Annotated in this window: 22 protein-coding genes; 16 read left to right on the forward strand and 6 right to left on the reverse strand. The window is 71.1% G+C overall.

Features of this window, described 5'->3' with window-relative positions; translation table 11 throughout:
- Positions 1–33: 33 nt before the first annotated feature.
- Entirely contained in the window at positions 34–453 is a 420-nt protein-coding gene (locus tag FFT09_RS17170) for a cytochrome c oxidase subunit 4 (RefSeq protein ID WP_081194689.1), read from the forward strand.
- Between the two features lie 70 nt (positions 454–523).
- Here FFT09_RS17170 and trpD read toward each other — a convergent pair whose 3' ends face one another.
- Together trpD and FFT09_RS17180 are read right to left on the reverse strand one after the other, a co-directional pair.
- Positions 524–1,549, reverse strand: coding sequence for an anthranilate phosphoribosyltransferase (gene trpD / locus FFT09_RS17175; protein ID WP_081194691.1), 1,026 nt, complete (start codon positions 1,547–1,549; stop codon positions 524–526).
- A 116-nt stretch (positions 1,550–1,665) separates the two neighbouring features.
- The gene (locus FFT09_RS17180; RefSeq protein WP_024876092.1) at positions 1,666–2,085 is read right to left on the reverse strand and encodes a hypothetical protein; all 420 of its coding nucleotides are present in this window, start codon (positions 2,083–2,085) and stop codon (positions 1,666–1,668) included.
- Between the two features lie 157 nt (positions 2,086–2,242).
- Between FFT09_RS17180 and ctaE the strand changes: the two genes are divergently transcribed.
- From ctaE to qcrB, 4 genes are all read left to right on the forward strand, one after another.
- Entirely contained in the window at positions 2,243–2,872 is a 630-nt protein-coding gene (gene ctaE, locus FFT09_RS17185) for an aa3-type cytochrome oxidase subunit III (protein WP_138383327.1), read from the forward strand.
- Positions 2,873–2,917: 45 nt separating this feature from the next.
- Complete coding sequence (gene qcrC, locus FFT09_RS17190; protein WP_081194693.1) at positions 2,918–3,745, forward strand: cytochrome bc1 complex diheme cytochrome c subunit; 828 nt, start codon at positions 2,918–2,920, stop codon at positions 3,743–3,745.
- Positions 3,746–3,825: 80 nt separating this feature from the next.
- The gene (gene qcrA / locus FFT09_RS17195) at positions 3,826–4,971 is read left to right on the forward strand and encodes a cytochrome bc1 complex Rieske iron-sulfur subunit (RefSeq protein WP_081194695.1); all 1,146 of its coding nucleotides are present in this window, start codon (positions 3,826–3,828) and stop codon (positions 4,969–4,971) included.
- Positions 4,968–6,632 carry a cytochrome bc1 complex cytochrome b subunit gene (gene qcrB, locus FFT09_RS23075; RefSeq protein ID WP_138383328.1) on the forward strand — a complete coding sequence of 555 codons (1,665 nt, stop codon included), beginning with the start codon at positions 4,968–4,970 and terminating at the stop codon, positions 6,630–6,632. The genes qcrA and qcrB overlap by 4 nt, the downstream gene beginning before the upstream one ends.
- A gap of 85 nt (positions 6,633–6,717) precedes the next feature.
- On the opposite strand, the gene FFT09_RS17205 is transcribed toward qcrB, so the two are convergent.
- A complete protein-coding gene (locus tag FFT09_RS17205; protein WP_024876087.1) occupies positions 6,718–7,002 on the reverse strand; it encodes an Lrp/AsnC family transcriptional regulator in 285 nt (94 codons plus the stop codon).
- Positions 7,003–7,075: 73 nt separating this feature from the next.
- Entirely contained in the window at positions 7,076–8,779 is a 1,704-nt protein-coding gene (locus tag FFT09_RS17210; protein WP_138383329.1) for a DEDD exonuclease domain-containing protein, read from the reverse strand.
- 140 nt (positions 8,780–8,919) lie between these two features.
- Between FFT09_RS17210 and FFT09_RS17215 the strand changes: the two genes are divergently transcribed.
- From FFT09_RS17215 to FFT09_RS17235, 5 genes are all read left to right on the forward strand, one after another.
- Positions 8,920–10,314 carry an NYN domain-containing protein gene (locus FFT09_RS17215; RefSeq protein ID WP_138383330.1) on the forward strand — a complete coding sequence of 465 codons (1,395 nt, stop codon included), beginning with the start codon at positions 8,920–8,922 and terminating at the stop codon, positions 10,312–10,314.
- Between the two features lie 56 nt (positions 10,315–10,370).
- On the forward strand, positions 10,371–11,546 hold the full coding sequence (locus tag FFT09_RS17220) for a M15 family metallopeptidase (RefSeq protein WP_138383331.1): 1,176 nt from the start codon (positions 10,371–10,373) through the stop codon (positions 11,544–11,546).
- 77 nt (positions 11,547–11,623) lie between these two features.
- Positions 11,624–11,857 carry a hypothetical protein gene (locus FFT09_RS17225; RefSeq protein WP_138383332.1) on the forward strand — a complete coding sequence of 78 codons (234 nt, stop codon included), beginning with the start codon at positions 11,624–11,626 and terminating at the stop codon, positions 11,855–11,857.
- Positions 11,858–12,322: 465 nt separating this feature from the next.
- Complete coding sequence (locus tag FFT09_RS17230) at positions 12,323–13,375, forward strand: C40 family peptidase (RefSeq protein ID WP_208544447.1); 1,053 nt, start codon at positions 12,323–12,325, stop codon at positions 13,373–13,375.
- 43 nt (positions 13,376–13,418) lie between these two features.
- Positions 13,419–14,615: a glycosyltransferase family 4 protein gene (locus FFT09_RS17235; RefSeq protein WP_138383333.1), complete on the forward strand. Its 1,197-nt coding sequence runs from the start codon at positions 13,419–13,421 to the stop codon at positions 14,613–14,615.
- A gap of 18 nt (positions 14,616–14,633) precedes the next feature.
- Here the strand turns inward: FFT09_RS17235 and FFT09_RS17240 are convergent, their stop codons facing one another.
- Positions 14,634–15,278, reverse strand: coding sequence for a nucleoside/nucleotide kinase family protein (locus FFT09_RS17240; RefSeq protein ID WP_138383334.1), 645 nt, complete (start codon positions 15,276–15,278; stop codon positions 14,634–14,636).
- Between the two features lie 37 nt (positions 15,279–15,315).
- Between FFT09_RS17240 and FFT09_RS17245 the strand changes: the two genes are divergently transcribed.
- The 6 genes from FFT09_RS17245 (at position 15,316) to FFT09_RS17270 (ending at position 21,882) form a co-directional block, all read left to right on the forward strand.
- Positions 15,316–16,608, forward strand: coding sequence for an adenosylmethionine--8-amino-7-oxononanoate transaminase (locus FFT09_RS17245; protein ID WP_138383335.1), 1,293 nt, complete (start codon positions 15,316–15,318; stop codon positions 16,606–16,608).
- A gap of 312 nt (positions 16,609–16,920) precedes the next feature.
- Positions 16,921–19,197, forward strand: a complete 2,277-nt coding sequence (locus FFT09_RS17250; protein ID WP_138383336.1) for a SulP family inorganic anion transporter — start codon at positions 16,921–16,923, stop codon at positions 19,195–19,197.
- Between the two features lie 50 nt (positions 19,198–19,247).
- Positions 19,248–19,961: a dethiobiotin synthase gene (gene bioD, locus FFT09_RS17255; protein ID WP_176218367.1), complete on the forward strand. Its 714-nt coding sequence runs from the start codon at positions 19,248–19,250 to the stop codon at positions 19,959–19,961.
- Positions 19,962–20,029: 68 nt separating this feature from the next.
- Positions 20,030–21,046: a biotin synthase BioB gene (gene bioB, locus FFT09_RS17260; protein ID WP_024876076.1), complete on the forward strand. Its 1,017-nt coding sequence runs from the start codon at positions 20,030–20,032 to the stop codon at positions 21,044–21,046.
- Between the two features lie 7 nt (positions 21,047–21,053).
- Complete coding sequence (gene bsaP / locus FFT09_RS23340) at positions 21,054–21,263, forward strand: biotin synthase auxiliary protein BsaP (protein WP_081194714.1); 210 nt, start codon at positions 21,054–21,056, stop codon at positions 21,261–21,263.
- 46 nt (positions 21,264–21,309) lie between these two features.
- Positions 21,310–21,882: a DUF2567 domain-containing protein gene (locus FFT09_RS17270; protein ID WP_024876075.1), complete on the forward strand. Its 573-nt coding sequence runs from the start codon at positions 21,310–21,312 to the stop codon at positions 21,880–21,882.
- Between the two features lie 18 nt (positions 21,883–21,900).
- Here the strand turns inward: FFT09_RS17270 and FFT09_RS17275 are convergent, their stop codons facing one another.
- On the reverse strand, positions 21,901–22,623 hold the full coding sequence (locus FFT09_RS17275; RefSeq protein WP_081194716.1) for an LON peptidase substrate-binding domain-containing protein: 723 nt from the start codon (positions 22,621–22,623) through the stop codon (positions 21,901–21,903).
- Between the last annotated feature and the right edge of the window lie 5 nt (positions 22,624–22,628).

The following is a 22,628-nucleotide window of genomic DNA, read 5'->3' on the forward strand; positions in this document are numbered from 1 at the left end:
GACCCAGCGATCGAGTAAGAAGGACACACGCTCATGAAGGTCGAAGCCCGGGTTTTCGACATCGTCGCGATCTTCGGTTTCGTCGTCGCGATCATCTATGCGGTGCTCACCGGCAACATGACCGAGGACGGGGTCGAACCCATCGGTACGGTGGCGCTCATCCTGTCGGGTGGGCTGGCGCTGCTGGTCGGGAGTTACTTCCGGTTCGTCGCCCGGCGCATCGAGCCCCGGCCCGAGGACCACGAGGACGCCGAGATCAGCGACGGCGCCGGGGACCTGGGTTTCTTCAGCCCCGGTAGCTACTGGCCGGTCGGGGTCGCCGCCGCCGCCGCGCTGGCCGGTGTCGCACTGGCGTTCTTCCAGGTGTGGCTGATCATCGTCAGCGGTGTCGCGCTGCTCATCGCCATCGGCGGCCTGGTGTTCGAGTACCACACCGGGCCAGGCCACCACTGACCGTCGTTTTCCGCACGAAGGGCGGGGTTTCCGGTTCGCCGGTCCCCGCCCTTCGTGCGTCGTGCCAGGGTCAGGCGCGTGCGATCCAGCGGCCGAGCAGCTCGGCGGTGGCTCCGGAGTCGACGGCCGTTGTGGCCAGCTGTAGCCCCGCACGCAGGTCCTCGGTGAGGTCACCGGAGAACCCCGCGTACGCGGCGAGGGCGCCTGCGGCGTTGAGCAGGACGGCATCCCGAACCGGGCCCGGCTTGCCGTGGACCAGGTCCCTGACGACCTCGGCGTTGGCCGCCGCGTCGCCACCACGTAGTGCGTCGGGGTCGGCCGCCGGGATACCCAGGGCGGCGGGATCGACGGTCTCGGTGCGGATCTCACCGCCGGAGACGAGCCAGGCGGTGCTCGTGGTGGTCGTGGTGAGCTCGTCGAGGCCGTCGTCGCCCCGCACCAGCAGCACGCTGTGGCCGCGCCGGGCGTAGACCTCGGCCAGCACCGGCGCCTTGTCCGCGTAGGCGCACCCGATGAGGCCCGCGGTGGGTTGCGCGGGGTTGGTCAGCGGACCGAGCAGGTTGAACGCCGTCGGTACGCCCAGCTCGCGGCGAGGTGGCCCGGTGTGCCGGTAGGCCGGGTGGAAGGCGGGCGCGAAGCAGAACCCGATGCCGAGTTCCTCGACACAGCGCCGCACTTCCTCGGGCGTGGCCTCGATGGTGACGCCGAGTTCCTCCAGCACGTCGGCGGCGCCGGACTTCGACGAGGCGGCCCGGTTCCCGTGCTTCACCACAGGGGTTCCGGCGGCGGCGACCACCAGCGACGTCATGGTGGAGATGTTCACCGAGCCCTTGCGGTCGCCGCCGGTTCCCACGATGTCGACCGTGCGTACGGCCAGCTCGACCCGGTTCGCGTGCGCCAGCATGGCGCGTGCCATCCCCGAGATCTCGGCGGCGGTCTCGCCCTTGGCGCGCAACGCCACCGCGAACCCCGCGATCTGGGCCGGGGTGGCCTCGCCGGACATCACCCGGTCCATGGCCCACGCCGTGGCGTCCTCGGACAGGTCGGTGCGCTCGATGAGCTGGTTGAGGACGGTGGGCCAGGTGTGTTCAGCCATGGTGGTCTCCGGGCCGCCGGGCGAGCGGCTCGTCCGGCGGGTCGTCTGCCGGGGCGCTGGGGCTCCGGTGAGTCGTGATCGTCACAGTTCGGGGCTTGTCGGGCCCCGGTTCGCGCTCAGCGGCCGAGCCCGCCCGGCACGGCGACGCCGGTGTTGCGCAACACGTCCGCCACCGTCTCGGCTGCGGTCAGCGGGTCGAGCGGGTGAACCAGCACGGCCTCGGCCTGTGACCAGGTGGCGAGCCACTGGTCGTCCCTGCGCCGTACGGCCACCACGATAGGCGGGCAGTCGTCCAGTTCGTGCTTGAGCTGGCGGGTGAGACCCATGCCACCCGTGGGCTGCGCCTCACCGTCGAAGATCCCGAGGTCGATCTCGCCCGAGTCCATCTCGGCGATCACGTCGGCCACGTTGTCGGCCTCGACATAGGTGACTTTTCCCAGGTCGGTGGCGGGTCGCCTGCCGACCGCGTTGATGATCGAGTCGCGCACCGCCGCCTTGTGGCTGAAAACGAGGATCTTCTTCGCCTGCCCGGTCATCTCCGCGTCCTTTGCCTCGGGGGTGGTGACGCGCTTCATGCTATCGGGCGGAAGGGCCCGGTACCCAGCGGGTTCAGGTGCCTTTCGGTAGCGTTTTCGCTTCGTGCACGACCGTCCGTAGGACCCGATCTGCGACGCCCGGTCGAGGGGAGACATAATGCGAGCCGTGACAACGGCAGCTCCTTCCATCAGCCAGCGAGTGCACTCGCTCAACCGGCCGAACATGGTCAGCGTCGGCACGATCGTGTGGCTGTCCAGCGAGCTCATGTTCTTCGCTGGGCTGTTCGCGATGTTCTTCACGGTCAAGGCGCAGAACGAGTCCGGCATCTGGCCCCCGGCCAACCCGGCGACCGGCGAGCCGATCCACCTCGACATCGCGTACGCGCTGCCGTTCACCATCATCCTGGTGGCGTCGTCGTTCACCTGCCAGTTCGGCGTGTTCGCCGCCGAGCGCGGTGACGTCTTCGGGCTCCGCCGCTGGTATCTCATCACCCTGCTCATGGGCACGGTCTTCGTCGCCGGTCAGGTCGGTGAGTACATCACGCTGATCAGCGAGGGCGTGACGATCCCGTCCGGCGCCTACGGCACGGTGTTCTACATGACCACCGGCTTCCACGGGCTGCATGTCATCGGCGGTCTGATCGCGTTCGTCTTCCTGCTGGTCAGGACGAAGCTGAGTAAGTTCACGCCGGCGCAGGCGACGTCGGCGATCGTGGTCTCCTACTACTGGCACTTCGTCGACATCGTGTGGATCGGGCTGTTCGCGGTGATCTACATCGTTCCCTGACCTCGAAGTATCCGGCCGAACTGACAGCAAGGGTTGCCGCAGAAGATGATCTTCAAGAAGAAGCCCGGCGCCGCCGAGGAGAGGCGGGCTGGCCGCCGTACGAAATTCCGCCGCAGGATGGCCGGAACGTTGGCGCTCGGGGTCGCGCTACTGAGCGCGGGCGGCCTCTATGCCGTGTTCGCGCCCGAGCCGCAGACCGCGCAGGCGCAGGAGGATCCCGCCCTGATCCGTAAGGGTGAGCAGATCTACAACAACACCTGCATCTCCTGCCACGGCGAGAACCTGCAGGGCGTCGAGAACCGTGGGCCGAGCCTGATCGGTGTCGGCGAGGCGTCCGTGTACTTCCAGACCTCCAGTGGCCGGATGCCGATGGCCCGCCAGGAGGCGCAGGCGTCGCGCAAGCCCGCCAGGCTGTCGCCGGAGGAGATCGACGCGCTGGGCGCCTACATCCAGGCCAACGGCGGTGGCCCGCAGCGGCCCGAGGAGTCGGGTGCCGCGCTGCGCGGCTCCAACCCCGCGCGGGGGGCGGAACTCTTCCGGCTCAACTGCGCCTCCTGCCACAACTTCACGGGGCAGGGTGGCGCGCTGTCCGCGGGCAAGTACGCCCCGGCGCTCGGCCCCGCGTCGGAGGAGGAGATCTACACCGCGATGCAGAGCGGGCCGCAGAACATGCCGAAGTTCTCGGACCGCCAGATCTCCCCCGAGGAGAAGCAGGACATCATCGCGTACGTGAAGTCGGTCGCCGACGGCAACAACTCGCCCGGCGGTAACGGTCTGGGCGGGCTCGGGCCCGCCTCGGAGGGCGTCATCGCCTGGGTTGTCGGCATCGGCGCGCTGGTGGGTGCCACCCTCTGGATCGGATCGAGGGCTTAGCGCATGCGGACGGCCGAGGACAAGGGGCTGACGGGGCTGACGCCCGGCACGCGGAGTACAGCGAGGCAGGTTCACACAACATGAGTAGCGGTAACGGGCCGGAGCAGCGGCCGAGCGACGAGCAACTCGCGGGCATGAGCCGCGAGGAACTCGTGCGGCTCGGTGCGAGGCTGGACGGGGTCGAGATCGTCAACTACCCCGAGCCGTGGCCGGTCAAGGACACGAAGGCCGAGAAGCGGGCCCAGCGCGTGATCGCGTTGTGGTTCGTCCTCGCGACCCTGGCGGGACTGGCGTTTCTGGGCGCCCTGATCTGGTGGCCCTCGGAGTACGTCCCGCCGTCGGACGAGGGACATTCCCTCTACAGCCTGTACACGCCCGCCCTCGGGATCACGCTGGGTGTGTCGGTGCTCGCCCTGTCGATCGGCATCCTGCTCTACACGAAGCGGTTCGTGCCCAACGAGCTGGCCGTGCAGCAGCGCACCGACAACATGGGCGAGGGTTCGGCCGAGATCGACCGCAAGACGATCGTGGCACAGCTGGCCGACTCCGGCGAGCGCAGCACCATCGCCCGCCGTTCGATGATCAAGCGCACGGCCGGTCTCGGCGCGGGTGTGCTCGGTCTCGGCACCGTGGCACTGCCCGTGGCCGGGTTCATCAAGGACCCGTGGGACGACCCCAACAGCCCGGATTCGCTGCTGCACACCGGCTGGATGCAGGAGTATCCCGGCGAGATCGTCTACCTGCGGCGCAACACCGGCAACTCCGAGGAGATCTCCCTCGTCCGCCCGGAGGACCTCGACGCGGGCGCGATGGAGACGGTGTTCCCGTTCCGGGAGTCGGAGCGCGACGACCCGCACGCCCTGTCGGTCGCGTTGAAGCGCGGCGACAACCCCGTGATGTTGATCCGCCTGCGCACCAACGACGCCGAGGCCGTCGTGAAGCGGCAGGGCCAGGAGGACTTCAACTACGGCACCTACTACGCCTACTCGAAGATCTGCACGCACGTCGGCTGCCCGGCGTCGCTCTACGAGCAGCAGACGAACCGGCTGCTGTGCCCGTGTCACCAGTCGCAGTTCGACATGCTGCAGTACGCGAAGCCCGTGTTCGGACCCGCGACGCGCGCGCTGCCGCAGCTACCCATCACGGTGCACACTGATGGGTACTTCATCGCTCGGCACGACTTCGTCGAGCCGATCGGACCGGCTTATTGGGAGCGCAAGTCATGAGCTCACTCACCACGCCGACGAAGGGCTCCGGCTTGCTCTCGAAGCACGCCGCCCAGGCCGCGACCAACGCGGACCAGCGCTACTTCATGGCCAAGGGGCTGCGGCACCAGCTGAACAAGGTCTTCCCGACCCACTGGTCGTTCCTGCTCGGTGAGCTCGCCCTCTACAGCTTCATCATCCTGATCCTGTCCGGGGTCTACCTGACGCTGTTCTTCGACCCCTCGATGGCGGAGGTCGTCTACGACGGCCCGTACCGCAACCTTCAGGGCGTCGAGATGACGCGGGCGTTCGAGTCGACGCTGGAGATCTCGTTCGAGGTCCGGGGCGGCCTGTTCATCCGCCAGGTTCACCACTGGGCCGCGTTGATCTTCGTCGCGGCGATGTTCGTGCACATGTTCCGGGTGTTCTTCACCGGCGCGTTCCGCAGGCCGCGTGAGGCCAACTGGGTCATCGGCGCGCTGCTGCTGATCCTGGGTATGTTCGAGGGCTTCTTCGGCTACTCGCTGCCGGACGACCTGCTCTCGGGCACGGGCATCCGCGCGACGCTGTCGGGCATCACGCTGTCGGTTCCGGTGATCGGCACCTGGGCGCACTGGGCGCTGTTCGGCGGGGAGTTCCCCGGCACGGTGATCGTGCCGAGGATGTACGCCCTGCACATCCTGATCGTCCCGGGCATCATGCTGGCGCTCGTGGCCGTCCACCTCGCGCTGGTGTGGTACCAGAAGCACACGCAGTTCCCCGGCGTGCGCCGCAAGGAGTCCAACGTCGTCGGCGTGCGCATCATGCCGGTCTTCGCCCTCAAGGGCGGTGCCTGGTTCGCCGTGGTGGCGGGCTTCACCGCGCTGATGTCCGGTGTGTTCCAGATCAACGCGGTGTGGAACCTCGGGCCGTACAACCCGTCGCAGGTGTCCGCGGGATCACAACCCGACTGGTATCTGGCCTGGGCCGACGGCATCCTCCGGATCTATCCGGCGTGGGAGCTGTACCTGGGCAACTACACGGTGCCGCCCGTGTTCTTCGCGGGCGCCATCGGCATGGGACTGTTGTTCGGCCTGCTGATCCTGTATCCGTTCATCGAACGGAAGCTGTCGAAGGACACGGCTCACCACAACCTGTTGCAACGGCCCCGTGACGCGCCGGTGAGGACCAGCCTCGGCGTGATGGCGCTGACGTTCTTCATGGTGCTGGAGCTGTCGGGCTTCAACGACATCATCGCGTTCAAGTACGACATCTCGCTGAACGCGATGACGTGGGCGGGCCGGATCGGGCTGCTGGTGCTGCCGCCGCTGGCGTACTTCATCACCTACCGGATTTGCCTGGGTCTTCAGCGATCCGACCGGGAGGTGCTGGAGCACGGTGTGGAGACCGGCATCATCAAGCGCCTGCCGCACGGTGAGTTCATCGAGGTCCACCAGCCGCTCGGCCCGGTCGACGGGCACGGCCACCCGGTGCCACTGGAGTACCAGGGTGCGGCGGTGCCGAAGAAGATGAACGAGCTCGGCACCGCGGGCAAGCCGGTCGCGGGCTCGATGTGGTCGCCGGACCCGCCGGAGGAGACGGCGGCGCTGGAGCGCGCGAAGACCGCTCACGGTGACTACCCCGAGGGCGGTGAGCTGGAGGCTCCGCAGCCCGAGGAGGCGGGGTCGCCGAGGCGGCGCTGAACGTCGTCGGCCGCACGACACCGGAGAAGGGCCCTCGCCGACCGTCTGCGAAGGACGGCGGCGGGGGCCCTTTCCCGTGCGCGGGTCAGTCGTCGTCGAGTCCGATGTCGAACGCCGACTCGGTGTCGGCGCTGGAGTAGGACCGGAACGCGATGTGGGTGACGGTGTCGAGGACACCGGAGACCTTGCCGATGCGGCCGGGGATGACGTCGGCGAGCTGTTCGTGACTCGACACCCGGAGTACCGCGACGAGGTCGACGTCTCCGGCGCACGAGTAGACCTCGGACACGCCGTCGATGTCCGCGATCGCCTGCGCGGTCTCGGGGATGGTGTCCGTCGCGGCGTGGATGAGCACGATCGCGGTAACCAACGGGGCCTCCTTGCAGTCGCTGCTGTCGAGCGGGTCGCTTCCGTGCGCTGAGAGTACGGGGTGGTGAGGGTACTCACCCCAGGGCGTCGGCGGTGCGTTCCAGGTCGGTGGCGGTGTCGGCGGTGCCGAGCCAGTCGCGCCACGGGCCCGCGCCGTGGCCGGGTTCCGCCCACGGTTGCGACGTGCGGACCAGCCGGACTCCGGGCCGGGTGAGCCACCGCCACAGCAACGCCGTCTCCTCGGCGTTGGCGCCGCGCAACGGCCCCGTGCCCGGCAGCACGGTCTCGGCCGAGGCGACGAGGGCGTCCACGACGGGCAGCGGTGGAGTCCCGCGACGTGCGACACCGGCCGAGGCGAGCCTGCCGTGGCGCACCACGGCGAACTCCCAGCCGCCCGCGCCGTCGGGTGCCGCTCCGACGAGTTCGGCGACCGAGGCCAGCGCGGCGAGCCGATGCCGTTTGGCGACGGCCCGCAGCAGCGCCACCAGCTCGTCGCGCCTGCGAGCGGCGCGCTCGAAGTGCTGTGCCGCCGCGAGCTCGCCGAGCTGGTCGTGACCCCGATGCAGGAGTGTGGTGTCCCGTCCCTCCACGAGCCCGGTGACGAGCCGCACCGAGGGCGCGTAGTCCACGGTCGTCTGGGCACCGGAGCAGGGTGCGCCGCAGCGGCCGAGTTCCGCCAGCACGCAGGGGGCCTCCGCGCTGCCTGCGGCGGGGATGCGGCGGGTGCAGGTGCGAAGCCGGGCCAGGCCGGCGAGCGTGTCGGCGACGGTCGTCGCGCGGTTGCGCGACGAGAACGGGCCCAGTGCGCCGTCGCGGGGTCGTCGCACCACCGAAAGCCGGGGGAACGGCTCGTCGGTGAGTGCCACCCACCAGACCTTGCCCGGGTTTCGCGACCGCCGGTTGTAGGCGGGCCGGTGCGCGGCGAGCAGCCGCAGCTCCCGCACGCCCGCCTCCAGCGAGTGCGCGCACTCGACCGCCTCGACCCGCTCGGCCACCGACACCATCTCCTTCATCCGGCCCCGGCCCTCGGACGCCGTGAAGTACTGCCGTACGCGGCGGCGCAGGTCGCTCGCGGTGCCGACGTAGAGCACCTCGTCGGACGGGCCGCGAAACAGGTAGACACCCGGAGCCCCGGGCAGGTGTGCGGCGAGGTGGCGCTTGCGGCGCTGCGTGGGCGTGACGTCGGGCAGGTAGCCGAGCAGTTCCTCCAGCGACTGCACTCCGAGCGAGCCGATCCGCTCCAGCAGACCGTGCAGCACGTCCACGGTGGCCTTGGCGTCGTCGAGCGCGCGGTGGGTGGGTGTGGTCCGCGCGCCGAACAGTGTCGCGAGCGCGGACAGCCGGTGGCTCCGGGTCTCGTGGCGGCCGAGGACGCGCCGGGACAGCGTGAGCGTGCAGACCACGGCGGGGTTCGGCCACGGGTAGCCGTGCGTCTCGCAGGCGGCCCGGAGGAACGCCGTGTCGAACCGGGCGTTGTGGGCGACCAGGACCGCCCCGGCGGCGAACTCCAGGAACGCGGGCAGCACGCGGCCGAGACGGGGAGCGGCACGCACCATCGCCGTTGTGATGCCGGTCAGGGCCACCACCTGCGGCGGGACCGGCCCACCGGGGTCGACCAGGGTCGCGAACTCGCCCACCACCTCGCCGCCGCGCACCTTGACCGCGCCGATCTCGGTGATGCCCGCGTCGCTGGGCGCTCCACCGGTGGTCTCCAGATCGACGACGACGAACGTGACGTCACGCAGGAGAGTCCCCAGCTCGTCGAACGCCAGTTGCATGAGCGGACACCCTAGGCAGCGCTACCGACAGTTCCGGACGCGGTGGGCCCGCGACGTGATCACGGCCGCGCTCATCATCGACGCCACTCCGTGACGACCACGGGGGCGCGGTTCGCCGATGGAGAACCTAAGCTGGACCGATGCTGTCGTCGTCCGCGCACCCCGAGCCGCCCGAGGAGCCGTCCGAACCGGCTCCCGGCGAGCCCGTCGGTGCGCCCGGCGAGGGGGAAGCCGCGAGCGGTCCGGTCGCCGAACCCGTCGACTGGCTCGGCCTTCCCGAGCCGGTGCGGGAGCGGGTGGCGGAACTCGCCGCCGCGGCCGTGGGCAAGCTCTCCGGTGAGGACGTGCCGCGCCAGCTGCGCCCGGTGGCGCGGTTCGCCCCGGCCAAGCGCGCCAAGCTCGGCGGCACGGCGTTGCTGAGCGCGTTGCGGGATTCCGCCCGGTTCCGTACCGCCGTGCTGGAATGGCTGCGCGGGCACCGGGTGGACGCGCTCAACCCGAACGACGACGACCCGGTCGCCGCCGCCGCTGCCGCGGTGTTGCTCGGCGAGTCGAGCGCGTCGAGCCGCGTGCGGCTCGTGGCCCGCAACGCCGAGGAGGCCACGCTTCGGGCCGAGCGCGACGCGGCCGTGGCCCGGGTGCGCAGGCTGGAGGCGGAGGTCGACCGGCTTCGAGCGGAGCTGGAGGACGCGCAGGACCGGGTCGAGCGCTCGCGCACCGAGCGCGAGGACGAGCTCGTCCGGTTGCGGGGCAGGTTGCGCGAGCAGGGCGTGGTGGTTCGGCGCGCGAAGGACACCGCCGACGAGGCCGTCGCGGCCCGCGAGCGCGCCGAAGCGGAGCGCGACGGCGAGATCCGCGCGATGACGGTCCGGATGGAGCGCGAGCGGCAGAAGACGGAGTCGGAGCGCGCGAGGGCCGAGCGCGCCGTCGCCGAGGCCGAGGCGGCCCGGCAGTCCGCGCGCGAGGCGCGAGCGGCCGACGAGGTGCGGCTCACCACGTTGCTCGACACCATCAGCGGAGCGGTCGACGGCCTGCGCCGGGACCTGCTGGTCGAGTCCAGCCCGCGCAGGCCCGCCGACACGGTGGCCGGCGCGAGCCCCGGCCGCCGAGGAGGCCGCGTGTCCGAGCCCACCGCGCTCGACACCCTGCTCCAGCTGCCGAACGTGCACGTGGTGGTCGACGGTTACAACGTCACCAAGACCGGATACCCGGAGCTGGCGCTGGTGGAGCAACGGCAGCGGCTCGTGCGGCAGCTCGGCGCACTCGCCTCCCGCACGCGCGCCGAGATCACGGTGGTCTTCGACGGCGCGGACGTGACGTCCATCCCGGCGGCGGGCCCTCGCGGCGTCCGGGTGTTGTTCTCGGACCCCGGCGTGCTCGCCGACGACGTCATCCGCTCACTCGTGCGTTCGGAACCGCAGGGCCGCCCCGTGGTGGTGGCGACCTCGGACCAGGCCGTGGTGACCTCGGTGTGCGCGTCGGGAGCCCATGCCGTTCCCGCCGCGGTGCTACTGACTCGGCTCGGTCGCGTCTAGGCGGCGTCCGGGGTGGTATTCCCGCTCTCGAACGGACGCGCTCGGACGGAGGCGGGATGCGCGCATTCGGGCTGTCGACGTTGTTGTTGATCACGTTGTTGCTGTGGAGTGCGACCGGTGCACACGGCTCGCTGGCGGAGCAGCGCCGGCACGACTCGCCGTCGGACGCGGCGTGGTCGGCGCGGCTCGACGCGCTGGCCGGGGCGGGTATCCGGCCGCCTCCGGCGCGGGCACTGCGGGACCCGTCGCGGTTGCCGCCGGGGCTGCGCCCGGTGCCTGCCGCGGACGGCGGTCTCCAGCGGGGTGTCGCCTCGGCGGCCGGGGTGCCGGAGCCGGTGCTGCCCCGGGAGGTGGTGGCCGTGGTGTCGGCGGCCCTGCGGACCGTGGGAGCGCCGTACGAGCACGGCGGTGACGGGCCCGGCGCGTTCTCGTGCGCCGGGCTGGTGAGCGGCCTCTACGACAGGGTCGGCATCACGGTGCCCGCGACCGCCGAACGGCAGTGGGCGTCGGGCCACCGGGTGCGGCAGGCCGATGCCGTCGCGGGAGACCTCGTGATCGTCGGTTCGGACCGGTACGGCGTGCAGTCCGTGGGCCTGATCGTCGGGCCCGGGACGATGGTGGTGGCCGACGCGACGGCGGCGGCCGTGGTGACCGCGCGAGTCCCGGATCCGCGGGGAGTGCTCGGAGTGGTGCGGCCGAGCCTCGGCCCGCACACGCGGGGCGAGGCGCTGGGGGCCTCGGCGGCCGGGTCGGCGCCGACGTGGCGCTGCGGCGGCATCCTCCCGTCGAGTGCCGCGGGCCAGGGCGGGGCCGAGCCCTCCCCGTTCGCGTGGGGCGGGTATCCGAACGGCCTCATCCCGGACGGCGTGCTGTGCCCGCTGCGAACGGAACCGCACGCGCTGCGTTGTGACGCCGCACGGGATCTCGCCGCGCTGGACGCGGCCTACACCGGCGCGCTCGGGGAGCGGCTGTGCCTGACCGACTCCTACCGGACGTTGGAGATGCAGCTGGAACTGCACCAGCGCAAACCGGAGCTCGCCGCCGAACCGGGAACGAGTGCCCACGGCTGGGGTGTGGCCGTCGATCTGTGCGGTGGGGCGGAGACGTTCGGCACCGCCGAGCACGACTGGTTGCGAGCCCATGCCGCCGATTTCGGATGGACACATCCGCGCTGGGCGCGGGAAGGCAGTGATCGGGAGGAACCGTGGCACTGGGAATACCGCCGCCCGTGACTCGGGTGAACGGAACCGTTCGCGGGCTTCATCGGCGGCGGGCGGGAATTGTCGGTGGCATTCGTACCGTGTCACTCATGGATGAGATCGAGAACTCCGAGGTCACGGGCACGGCCGATGTCGCGCCGGAAAGCGCGGCGGTGACGGTCGACTGCGCGCGGTGTCTGTTCCGGGAATCGCACTGCGCCCGCTGTGTGGTCTCCGTCGTGGTGGCCGGTTCGCGACCGTTGCGGTGGAATCGGGAGGAAGTGCGGGCGATCGGACTACTGGCCGACGCGGGAATGGTGCCGCCGCTGCGGCACGCGGCCTGAGCGGAAATCCCGGGTTCTTCTCGCGGCCCGGGAAGCGGCAGTCGCAACGCGCGTCCGCCACGCTCCGGAGGGGATTTTCGCTGAGCGGTCCATCCGATCGGGTGAACGGTTGGTGTCATGATCAGGTGAACATGTTGCCCTGATCACAGCAGGCGACAAACCGCTGGTCCGAACACCGCTCCACGCACGGTCACCGATTCCCTTCGCTCGGTTGGTGGACGCCATGAACACTCTTTCGTAATCTGGCCGAGATCTCGCGCCAGTCAGCCGTTCCACCAGGGTCGGCGACGCGGGATCGCCGCCGGGAACAGCTTGTCGGGGAGCTGGGCCGGACGCGGACGCGGGTGTGCTCGGCACCGGATGTCGGAACTCCATCGGCAGATGTTGTGTGATGCCCGAGGTCGTGATCACCGCGGTGTTGTCCGTACCGGCAGGCGGCCGGAGAGCAAAGGAGACCCACGCGACGTGCAGTCGCATCCCGTGAAACGCGTGGTGTCAGGAGCGCTGGCGGCGTGCGCCGTGATCGCGGTCGTCACCTTCACCCAGGCGCCCGCGACAGCGACACCGGCGCTCCCCGCACCGCAACAGCCCCAGAGCACGTCCGACGCTCTGGAGGAGTACCAGGAGATCGCCGCCAAGGCCGAGCGGCTCAACGAGGACTACCTCAAGGCCCAGGAGGATCTGGAAGCCAAGCAGGACGAACTCGACAAGTTGTCCAAGAAGCTCGGCAAGGCCAAGGACGCCGAGCGGGACGCTCGCGCGGACGAGGAGGAGTTCCGGGAGGAGGTCGACAAGTTCGCCGGTGCGTCGTTCACCAGCGGCGCGCAGCTGAGCAAGTTGTCGGCCCTGCTCACGGTCGACTCGCCGAGCGACTTCCTCGACCGGTCGTCGGCCATCGACCTGCTGGCGGCCGATCAGAACCGGGCGCTGTCCGCGCTGCGGGACGCCGTCGAGCGGGCCGAGGGCAGCCGCAGCGAGGCGGCGACCGCGCAGCAGAAGGCGAAGAAGGCCAAGGACAAGGCCGCCGAGATCGCCGCCGATCTCAAGGTCCGCAAGGACAAGCTGGAGGACCAGAAGGCCGAACTGGCCGCGCAGGCCAACCAGCTGAGTGCGGCGGACCAGGCGGCCCAGCAGGACACCGGTCCCGACGTGGGGCCCATCACCGCGCCCGGCCCCGCCGCGCAGACGGCGATCGACGCGGCGATGAGCAAGCTGGGCAGCCCGTACGTGTACGGCGCGACGGGCCCGAGCCAGTTCGACTGCTCGGGGCTGACCTCGTGGGCCTACGCACAGGCGGGGATCAACATCCCGCGTACCAGCTCGTCGCAGTCGACCTACGGCACCCCGGTGTCGCGGTCGCAGCTGCAGCCGGGCGATCTGGTGTTCTTCTACTCGCCGGTGTCGCACGTCGGGATCTACATCGGCGGCGGCAACATGGTGCACGCCCCCACGACGGGTGACGTGGTCAAGGTGGCACCGCTTCAGGACCAGTTCAGCGGCGCACGCCGCGTGGCCTGACCGGCACACGGACGCCCCCACCGGGGCGGGATAGTCTCGCACCATGCCTCGCACGCTGCTGGTGACCAACGACTTCCCGCCCCGGCCCGGGGGCATCCAGTCGTATCTGCACGCGCTGGCCACCCGGCTGCCGGCCGACGACCTCGTGGTCTACGCGCCGTCCTGGCAGCGGGAGTCGGGCTCGCACACCGAGTTCGACGCCGACCAGCCGTTCGAGGTGGTGCGCCATCCCACGTCGCTGATGCTGCCGACCCCGGACGTGCTCCGGCGGGCGAGCGGCCTGCTCCGGTCGCGGGGCTGCGAGACGGTGTGGTTCGGTGCCGCCGCGCCGCTGGCCCTGCTCGGCCCGTCCCTGCGCCGGGCCGGCGCGGGCCGGATCGTCGCTTCCACGCACGGCCACGAGGTCGGCTGGTCGATGCTGCCGCTGTCCCGTCAGGCCCTGCGCCGGATCGGCGACACCACCGACGTCGTCACGTTCGTCAGCCGCTACACGCGCCACCGCTTCGCCTCCGCCTTCGGGCCGGGTGCCGGTCTGGAGCACCTTCCGTCCGGAGTGGACACCGAGGTGTTCCGTCCCGACGACGCGGCGCGGGCGCGGCTGCGGCGCCGCTACCGGCTCGGAGACCGCCCCACCGTCGTGTGCGTGTCCCGGCTCGTGCCCCGGAAAGGGCAGGACGCGCTGGTCACGGCGCTGCCCGAACTACGCCGCAGGGTGCCGGGCGCGACCCTGCTGCTCGTCGGCGGCGGACCCTACCGCGCGAAACTCACGGCGCTCGCGCAGCGCTGCGGTGTGGCCGAGCACGTGGTCTTCACCGGGTCGGTGCCCTCCTCGGAGCTGCCCGCGCACTATACCGCGGGCGACGTCTTCGCCATGCCGGCCCGCACCCGGGGCGCCGGGTTGGACGTCGAGGGGCTCGGCATCGTCTACCTGGAGGCGTCGGCGGCGGGGCTGCCGGTGGTGGCCGGGCACTCCGGTGGCGCTCCGGAGACCGTGCTCGACGAGGTCACCGGGCACGTCGTGGACGGCAGGCAACGCCACCAGCTCGTCGAGACACTCGCCGCGCTGCTCGCCGATCCCGTGCGGGCCCGGCGCATGGGACAGGCCGGGCGCCGCTGGGTCGGCGAGCACTGGCGCTGGGACGTGCTGGCCGCCCGGATGGCCGCCCTGCTGAGCGGCGAGCGCCTCCCGGCTCCCGCGGCCGTGCCACCGTCCCCCCGCGGTGGCCGGACGCGCGGCTGAGCGCCGGCACGGGAAGGCTCAGCCCTCGCGTAACGCGGGCCTGCGCGGATCGTCCACCCGCACCACCACGTCCGCGGTCGTGGCGGGCCGGACCTCCCGCTCGTAACGCGCGTAAGCGGGCAGCGCCCACCGCGTGTCCTCGGGAACCCTCCGCCGCAGGGCACCGGGTGACAACCACAGGTGAACGCTGAGCTCGGCCGGAAGTCGCCTGCCCAGCAGCAGCTCGCCGTCGAGCAGCACCACGCCCCCGTCCGCCAGCGGGGTGCGGGAGCGGCGGAACGCGCGGTCGCGGCCCGCGTCCCACAGCGCGGGCAGCACCATGCCGGTGCCCGAGGGCTCCACCGGTGTCAGCACCTCCCGCCGCAGGGCCGCCACGTCGAGCCAGTCGTCGTAGCGGGAGTCCGGGTCGGTCCTGCCGCGTTCGAGCCGGAGTGACGCGGGTCGCAGGAAGTCCGAGGCCGCCACGCGCAGCACCTCGTGCCCCCGCACCCGCACGGGATCGACCAGCGCGTCCGCCAGTGACCCCGCTCCGGCGGCCCCGTCGGCGCCGTCGACGAGCACCCGGGTCCACCGGCGGCCCGCCGCGAGAGCGGCGACGCGATCGGCGAGTTCGTCCACCAGGCGCTCGACGGTGATCGGCCGGTAGCGGGCGCTGGTCGGCATGTCACCACCGTAGCCGGGACGTCGTAGGGTGCCTGGCATGACGCCCGACTCCACCCGCCGCGAGCTGCTCGACCTCGACACCCGCCACGTGTGGCACCCCTACGGCCCGATGCCGGCCACGGTGCCCCCACTTCTCGTCGAGGAGGCGTCGGGAGTGCGGTTGCGGCTGGCCGACGGCAGCGAACTGGTCGACGGCATGTCGTCGTGGTGGGCCGCCATCCACGGCTACCGCCACCCCGCCCTGGACGCGGCGCTGACGGGGCAGGCGGCCCGGATGAGCCACGTCATGTTCGGCGGGCTGACGCACGAGCCCGCGATCCGGCTGGCCACCACGCTGGTGGACATCACCCCGGAGGGGCTGGAGCACGTCTTCCTCTGCGATTCGGGCTCGGTCTCGGTCGAGGTGGCCCTCAAGATGTGCCTGCAGTACTGGCGCTCGACGGGACGCGAGAACAAGCGAAGGGTGCTCACGTGGCGCGGCGGATACCACGGTGACACGTTCCACCCGATGAGTGTCTGCGATCCCGAGGGCGGGATGCACTCGCTGTGGCGCGGGGTGCTGCCCGAGCAGGTGTTCGTGCCCGCGCCACCCGCGGGATACGGCGCGCCCGTCGACCAGTCCTATGTGGATGAACTGGTGCGGGCGGTGGAGGAGCACGCCGACGAGCTGGCCGCCGTCGTGGTGGAGCCCGTGGTACAGGGTGCGGGCGGGATGCGGTTCCACAACCCGGAGTACCTGCGCGTGCTGCGGGAGGTCACGGAGCGGTGCGGGGTGCTGCTCGTGTTCGACGAGATCGCCACCGGGTTCGGCCGCACCGGCGCACTGTTCGCCGCGGAGCATGCCGGGGTGACGCCGGACGTGCTGTGCCTGGGCAAGGCGCTGACCGGCGGATACCTCACGATGGCTGCCACCCTGTGTACGGCCTCGGTGGCCGACGGCATCTCGCGGGGCGAGGTTCCGGTCCTGGCGCACGGGCCGACCTTCATGGGAAATCCCCTGTCGGCGGCCGTGGCCAGCGCTTCCGTCGGCCTGTTGGCGGACGGGACATGGCGTTCGGACGTCTCCCGCATCGAGCGCGGGTTGCGGGACGGTCTGGCCGGCGCGACACAGGTGCCGGGTGTGGTGGACGTCCGCGTGCTGGGCGCGATCGGGGTCGTCCAGCTCGATCACCCCGTCGACATGGCGGCGGCCACGGCGTCGCTCACGTCGCGCGGAGTGTGGCTGCGGCCGTTCCGGGACCTGATCTACACGATGCCGCCGTACGTGAGCTCCGACGCGGATGTGGCGCTCGTCGCCGAGGCGATGGTCGCGACGGCCCGGGTTGCCTGACCCGGCGGCGTGGGTGCGCCAACGGTGCTGTTCGCGCTGCGAGTGGACTGAACCCGGGAAACCACTCGTTCAGGTCGATCGGCGGCTCGGTGGAGGGAAAGTCGCCACGGTCAGCCACGCCCGGACCGGAAACCTTCTCGGATCGGGTGAGAGCTGAACCACTCGCGCGCGATCGCTCCGGCGGTGTGCGGCTCCCGTCGTGACGTTGGGGAACGGCGAAGAACATGAACGTCCTTGTCGATAGCGGACTTTTCGCCGGATCTGCTGTTACCTGGTCTCGCGGCCAACCCGACGGGAACCAGGAGGTTGACCATGACCGGCACCCCCCGCACCACCGAGCGATCCGCCGACGAACCCGCGGACAAAGTCCGAAGTAGAACGTCGTGGAAGAGCGTCGTCCGCCACGACTTCCCCGCGTCGCTCGTCGTCTTCCTCGTCGCCGTCCCACTGTCGCTCGGGATCGCGCTGGCCTCCGGCGCGCCGATCGTGGCCGGCATCATCGCCGCCGTCGTGGGCGGCATCGTGGTCGGCGTCCTCGGTGGCTCGCCGCTTCAGGTCAGTGGCCCCGCCGCCGGACTGACCGTCGTGATGGCCGAGACCATCGAGCAGTTCGGCTGGGTCGTCACCTGTGCCATCACCGTGTGCGCGGGGGCCTTGCAGATCGTGCTCGGGCTGAGCCGGATCGCGCGTGGGGCGCTGGCGATCGCACCGGCCATCGTCCACGGGATGCTCGCGGGCATCGGCGTCACGCTCGTGCTCGGCCAGCTCCACATCGTGCTCGGCGGCGAACCGCAGAGCTCCGCGGTGGCCAACGTCGCCGAGCTGCCGGGCCAGCTGGTGGGTCACCACGACGCCGCCGCGATCATCGGGGTGAGCACCATCGCGTTGCTGCTGCTGTGGCCTCGCCTGCCCGCACCGCTGTCCACCGTGCCCGCTCCACTGGCCGCGATCACGGCGGTCACCGCGGTCTCGGTGCTCCTGCCGATGCCGCTCGACCGGGTCGAGCTGCCGTCCGACATCCTGGCCGTCGATCTCGTCCCGTCGCTGCCCTCGGGCGGCTGGTTCGAGTTCGGGCTCGCCGTGGTCACCGTCGCACTGATCGCGAGCGTCGAGACCCTGCTCTCGGCCGTCGCCGTCGACCGGTTGCACAGCGGGCCGCGCGCGAACCTCAACCGGGAGCTGGTCGGGCAGGGTGCCGCGAACATCACGTCCGGCGCGCTGGGTGGACTGCCCGTCACCGGTGTGATCGTGCGCAGCTCGACCAACGTCGCGGCCGGAGCCCGGTCGCGAGCGTCGACCGTGCTGCACGGTGTCTGGGTTCTGCTCTTCACGGTCGTGCTGGCGGGGCTGATCCAGAGCATTCCGCTGGCGGCGCTGGCCGGGCTGCTGGTGTATGTCGGTGCCAAGCTGGTGGACGTGCGCACCATCCGGCAGGTCCGGGGCCACGGCGACCTGTCGCTGTACCTCGTCACGCTCTCGGGCGTGGTGGTCATCGACCTGCTGACCGGTGTCCTGCTCGGCGTGGCGTTGTCGCTGGCCCTCATGCTGCGCCGCACGATGTGGTCGGGTATCCACGTCGTCGGGCAGGGAGAACAGCGGCGCATCGTCGTGGAGGGTGTGCTCACCTTCCTCTCCGTGCCGCGTCTGTCCGCCGTGCTCGGAGCGATCCCGCCCGAGCGCACCGTGCGGCTGGAACTGGTGGTGGACTATCTCGACCACGCCGCGTTCGAGTGCCTGTCGAGCTGGCAGCACGGTTACGAGCGCGGCGGTGGCACCGTCGAGGTCGACGAGGTGGGACATCCCTGGTACGGCAACGGCAAGTCGCGTGCTCCGACCGTGCGCAGGCAGGAGGCGGGCCGGGTGCTGCCCCGGTGGCTCGCACCGTGGTCGGAGTGGATGGCCGAGGAGGCCGGGGTGACGATCCCCGAACAGCGCCACGGACCGGTGCACCGCGGCGTGTCGGAGTTCCAGTGGCGGACCGCCCCGCTGGTGAGGGACACACTGCTGCGGTTGGCGTCGAATCAACGGCCCCACACGCTGTTTCTCACCTGCAGCGACGCCAGGCTGGTCCCCAACGTGATCACGACGAGTGGTCCCGGTGACCTGTTCACCGTGCGCAACATCGGCAATCTGGTTCCGGTCCCAGGCGGGGGAGGGGACCGGGACGCGCCGGACCCCTCGGTGGGGGCGGCCGTGGAGTACGCGGTGGCCGTGCTGAAGGTGCGCGAGATCGTGGTGTGCGGGCACTCCTCCTGCGGGGCGATGAACGCGTTGCTGTCCGGCGAGGCGGGGCGCTTGCCCGCGTTGGGGCGGTGGTTGCGGCACGGTGCGGCCACCCTCCGCCGTTCGCGGGACGCGCCACCGGTCACGTTGGGTGCCACACCGCCCGCCGACGCCGCCGACGCGCTCGCCCTGCACAACGTCCTGCAGCAACTCGATCACCTGCGGGACGACCCGCTGGTGGCGGGTGCCCAACGCCGGGGAGAGCTGACGTTGACCGGCATGTACTTCGACGTCGGGGCCGCCCAGGTGTACCTGCTCGACGGCGCGACCACGGTGTTCCAGCCAGCCGGTGTGAAGACCGGGTGACACGGCGTGGTGGCCGCGGTATTAGTGTCGCTGCCGTGACCGTGCTGGTGATGTCCGGAACCGGTACCGGCGTCGGCAAGACTGTGGTGACGGCGGCGGTGGCCTCGCTGGCTGTCGACCGTGGTCAGCGGGTCGCCGTGCTGAAACCCGCCCAGACCGGTGTCGCGCCGGGAGAGCCGGGAGACCTCGCCGACGTGCGTCGGCTGGCCGGTGAGGTGACCACCTGTGAACTGCGCCGCTACCCCGATCCGCTGTCGCCGGAGGCGGCGGCGCGGCGCAGCGGGCTTGCCGAGCTCACCCCGGCGCAGGCGGCGACCGCCGCCAGCCGGCTGCTCTCCGACCACGACCTCGTCCTCGTGGAGGGTGCGGGCGGTCTGCTCGTGCGGTTCGACTCCGGTGGGGGCACCCTCGCCGACGTGGCCTGGGCGCTCGGCGCGCCGGTCGTCGTCGTGGCCGAGGCGGGACTGGGCACGCTCAACGCCACGGCCCTCACCGCCGAGGTGGCGACTCGACGCGGTCTCGACGTGCTCGGCGTCGTGATCGGCGCCTGGCCGGACAAGCCTGATCTCGCCGCACGCAGCAACGTCACCGATCTTCCGGTGGCGGCCGGCGCACCCCTGCTCGGGGCGCTGGCGGCGGGACTGGCCTCCGCGAGCAGGCAGGAGTTCGTGGACGAGGCCCGTCGCGGGCTCTCCCCGTGGCTGGGTGGCACCTTCGATCCCGACGTGTTCGCACGGGACGAGGCCGTGACGGACGTGACGTAGGTCGCTGTGCCACCCCGCCACTGTCCGTCAGACTCACCCCACACCCCAGCAAGCCCGAAGGAGATGCCGTGACGGCCGCAACCACGGAGTCGGAGATCCTCGCGATCGCGCGCGAGCAGGTGCTCGAACAGGGCATCGGGTTGTCGCAGCAGCAGGTACTCGACGTGCTCCGGCTCGAAGACGAGCACGTTCCCGACCTGCTGGCCCTCGCCCACGACGTGCGGATGCGGTGGTGCGGGCCCGAGGTGGAGGTCGAGGGCATCGTCAGCGTCAAGACGGGCGGCTGCCCCGAGGACTGCCACTTCTGCTCGCAGTCGGGTCGCTTCCCGACGCCGGTGCGCGCGGCCTGGCTCGACATCCCGGGGCTGGTGAAGGCCGCGGCCGAGACCGCGGCCACGGGCGCGACGGAGTTCTGCATCGTGGCGGCCGTGCGCGGGCCGGACGCGCGGCTGATGTCGCAGGTGCGCGACGGGATCAAAGCCATCCGCGACTCGGGCAACGACATCCAGATCGCGTGCTCGCTCGGAATGCTGACCCAGGAGCAGGTCGACGAGCTCGTCGACATGGGAGTGCATCGGTACAACCACAACCTGGAGACCGCGCGCTCGCACTTCCCCGACGTCGTGACCACGCACTCGTGGGAGGAACGGTGGGAGACCCTCACCATGGTGCGCGAAGCGGGGATGGAGGTGTGCTGCGGCGGCATCATCGGGATGGGTGAGAGCCAGGAGCAGCGCGCCGAGTTCGCGGTGCAGCTCGCCGAGCTGGACCCGCACGAGGTGCCGATGAACTTCCTCGTCCCGCAACCCGGAACCCCGTACGAGTCCTACGACGTCGTGGCGGGCAGGGACGCGCTGCGCGTGGTCGCGGCGTTCCGGCTGGCCATGCCGCGGACCATGCTCCGCTTCGCGGGCGGCCGGGAGCTGACGCTCGGTGACCTCGGTGCCGAGCAGGGAATGCTCGGCGGCGTCAACGCCATCATCGTCGGCAACTACCTGACCAATCTGGGCAGGCCCGCCGAGCAGGACCTGACCATGCTGAGCGGCCTCAAAATGCCGATCAAGGCACTGAGCGACACCCTGTGAGGACGGCGTGAACACCGCCTACTGCAGCCACTGCGGGCAACCGCGGTCGGCGGAGTGTCACGCGCAGTGCGACACTCCGCGTACGGTCCTCGAACCGCCTCGCTACTGCGTGGAGTGCGCGCGCCGCATGGTGGTGCAGGTGACTCCGAGCGGATGGACGGCGCGGTGCAGCAGGCACGGGGAAACCTCCTCCGCCGGCTCCTCCTCGACCGGCTAGGCTCGCGCACGAGACAGGGGCTCCGTCGTGCGGGGAAGGGTGTGGAGTGTCCGATCAGGCAGGCACCGGGTGGTCACCGACGCTTGCGGGTCCGGCTCCCCGGCCTCCCCGGATCGTGGCGAAGGCCGATCTGCTGCCCGCCTTCAGCGCCGCTTCGCTGATCAGCCTGGCCGGGCTGTTCGTGGGGTGGGTGTGGGCACAGCTCGCACCGCCGCAGCGGGTGCGGGTCGTCACGCGCGACGGGGCCCAGGCGCCGTTGACCGCGGAGAGCTGGCACCGGTTCGACGGCCTGGCGATATTCGTGTTGCTGGGTTTGGTGACCGGTGTGCTCGTGGGTGTCGTGGTGTGGTTGCTGCGGGCGCGCCGGGGTCCGGTGATGGTGGTCGGTGCCGTGCTCGGCTCGCTGCTCGGCGCGTGGCTGGCGATGCGGATGGGGCTGGCTTTCGCGCAGGCCCGGGTCGCCGCCATCGAGTCGCCCGAACTGGGCGCGGTGGTGGAGCGGGCGCCGGTGCTGGAGTCGGCCTGGGTCCTGCTCGCTCAGCCGCTCACGACCGCGTTCGCCTACGGCACGCTGGCCGCCTGGAACGCGCGCGACGATCTGGGCAGACGGCTGGGGTGAGAGCTGAGCGCGGGAGCCTCAGTTCAGGCTCGGCCGGGACAGGGCCTCGTCGACGTCGTGGTGCGGGGCGGGCACGGCACTGAGTTCCGACACGAACGCGGCCTCCCGAGCCAGTAACCGGTAGGTCAGCCGCAGTCTGCGGAGTGGGTGCCGCTCCTCCAGCAGCTCCTGGCGATCTGGCAGGGGGAGGATGCAGTCGGAAGCCAGCCGGTAGGCGAGGGCGTCGTATCCGAGATCGCCGGGCGGGGAGCGCCAGCCGTCGGATTCCCAGGCTACGGTGCAGTAACGGCGGTGCGCGGCGCGGCAGATGTCCGAGAGCCGCGCCGCAGCCTCGTCGGCGCCGTCGGGCAGCGGCTCGTCGTCGACCCATTCGACGGTGCCGCACAGGTACGGAGCCGACGCGGTGTCGATGTCCAGCAACCGGAACCGCCGGTGGCCGGTACCGATGATGTCGAACCGCCCGTCGGGCAGGCGCCGCGCTTCCCGGAGCGTGACGGCGCAGCCGGTCGCGTGCACGTGCTCGGTTCGCTCGACCTCCCCCACCGACGGGTTGGTGATGGCCACCACGCCGAAGCTGCGGTCGGGCACGACCTCGGTGACCAGGTCGACGGTGAGCTGGCGGTATCTCGGCTCGAAGATGTGCAGCGGAAGGTGCACGCCGGGTAGTGCCACGGTGTGCAGCGGGAACAGGGGCAGGGTGGTGGGCGAGGGCGCGCTGTCGTGTCCTTCCGAGTGAGTCACGATCT

The organism is Saccharomonospora piscinae (assembly GCF_005862235.1).
In the GTDB taxonomy this organism is placed as follows: Bacteria; Actinomycetota; Actinomycetes; order Mycobacteriales; family Pseudonocardiaceae; genus Saccharomonospora; species Saccharomonospora piscinae.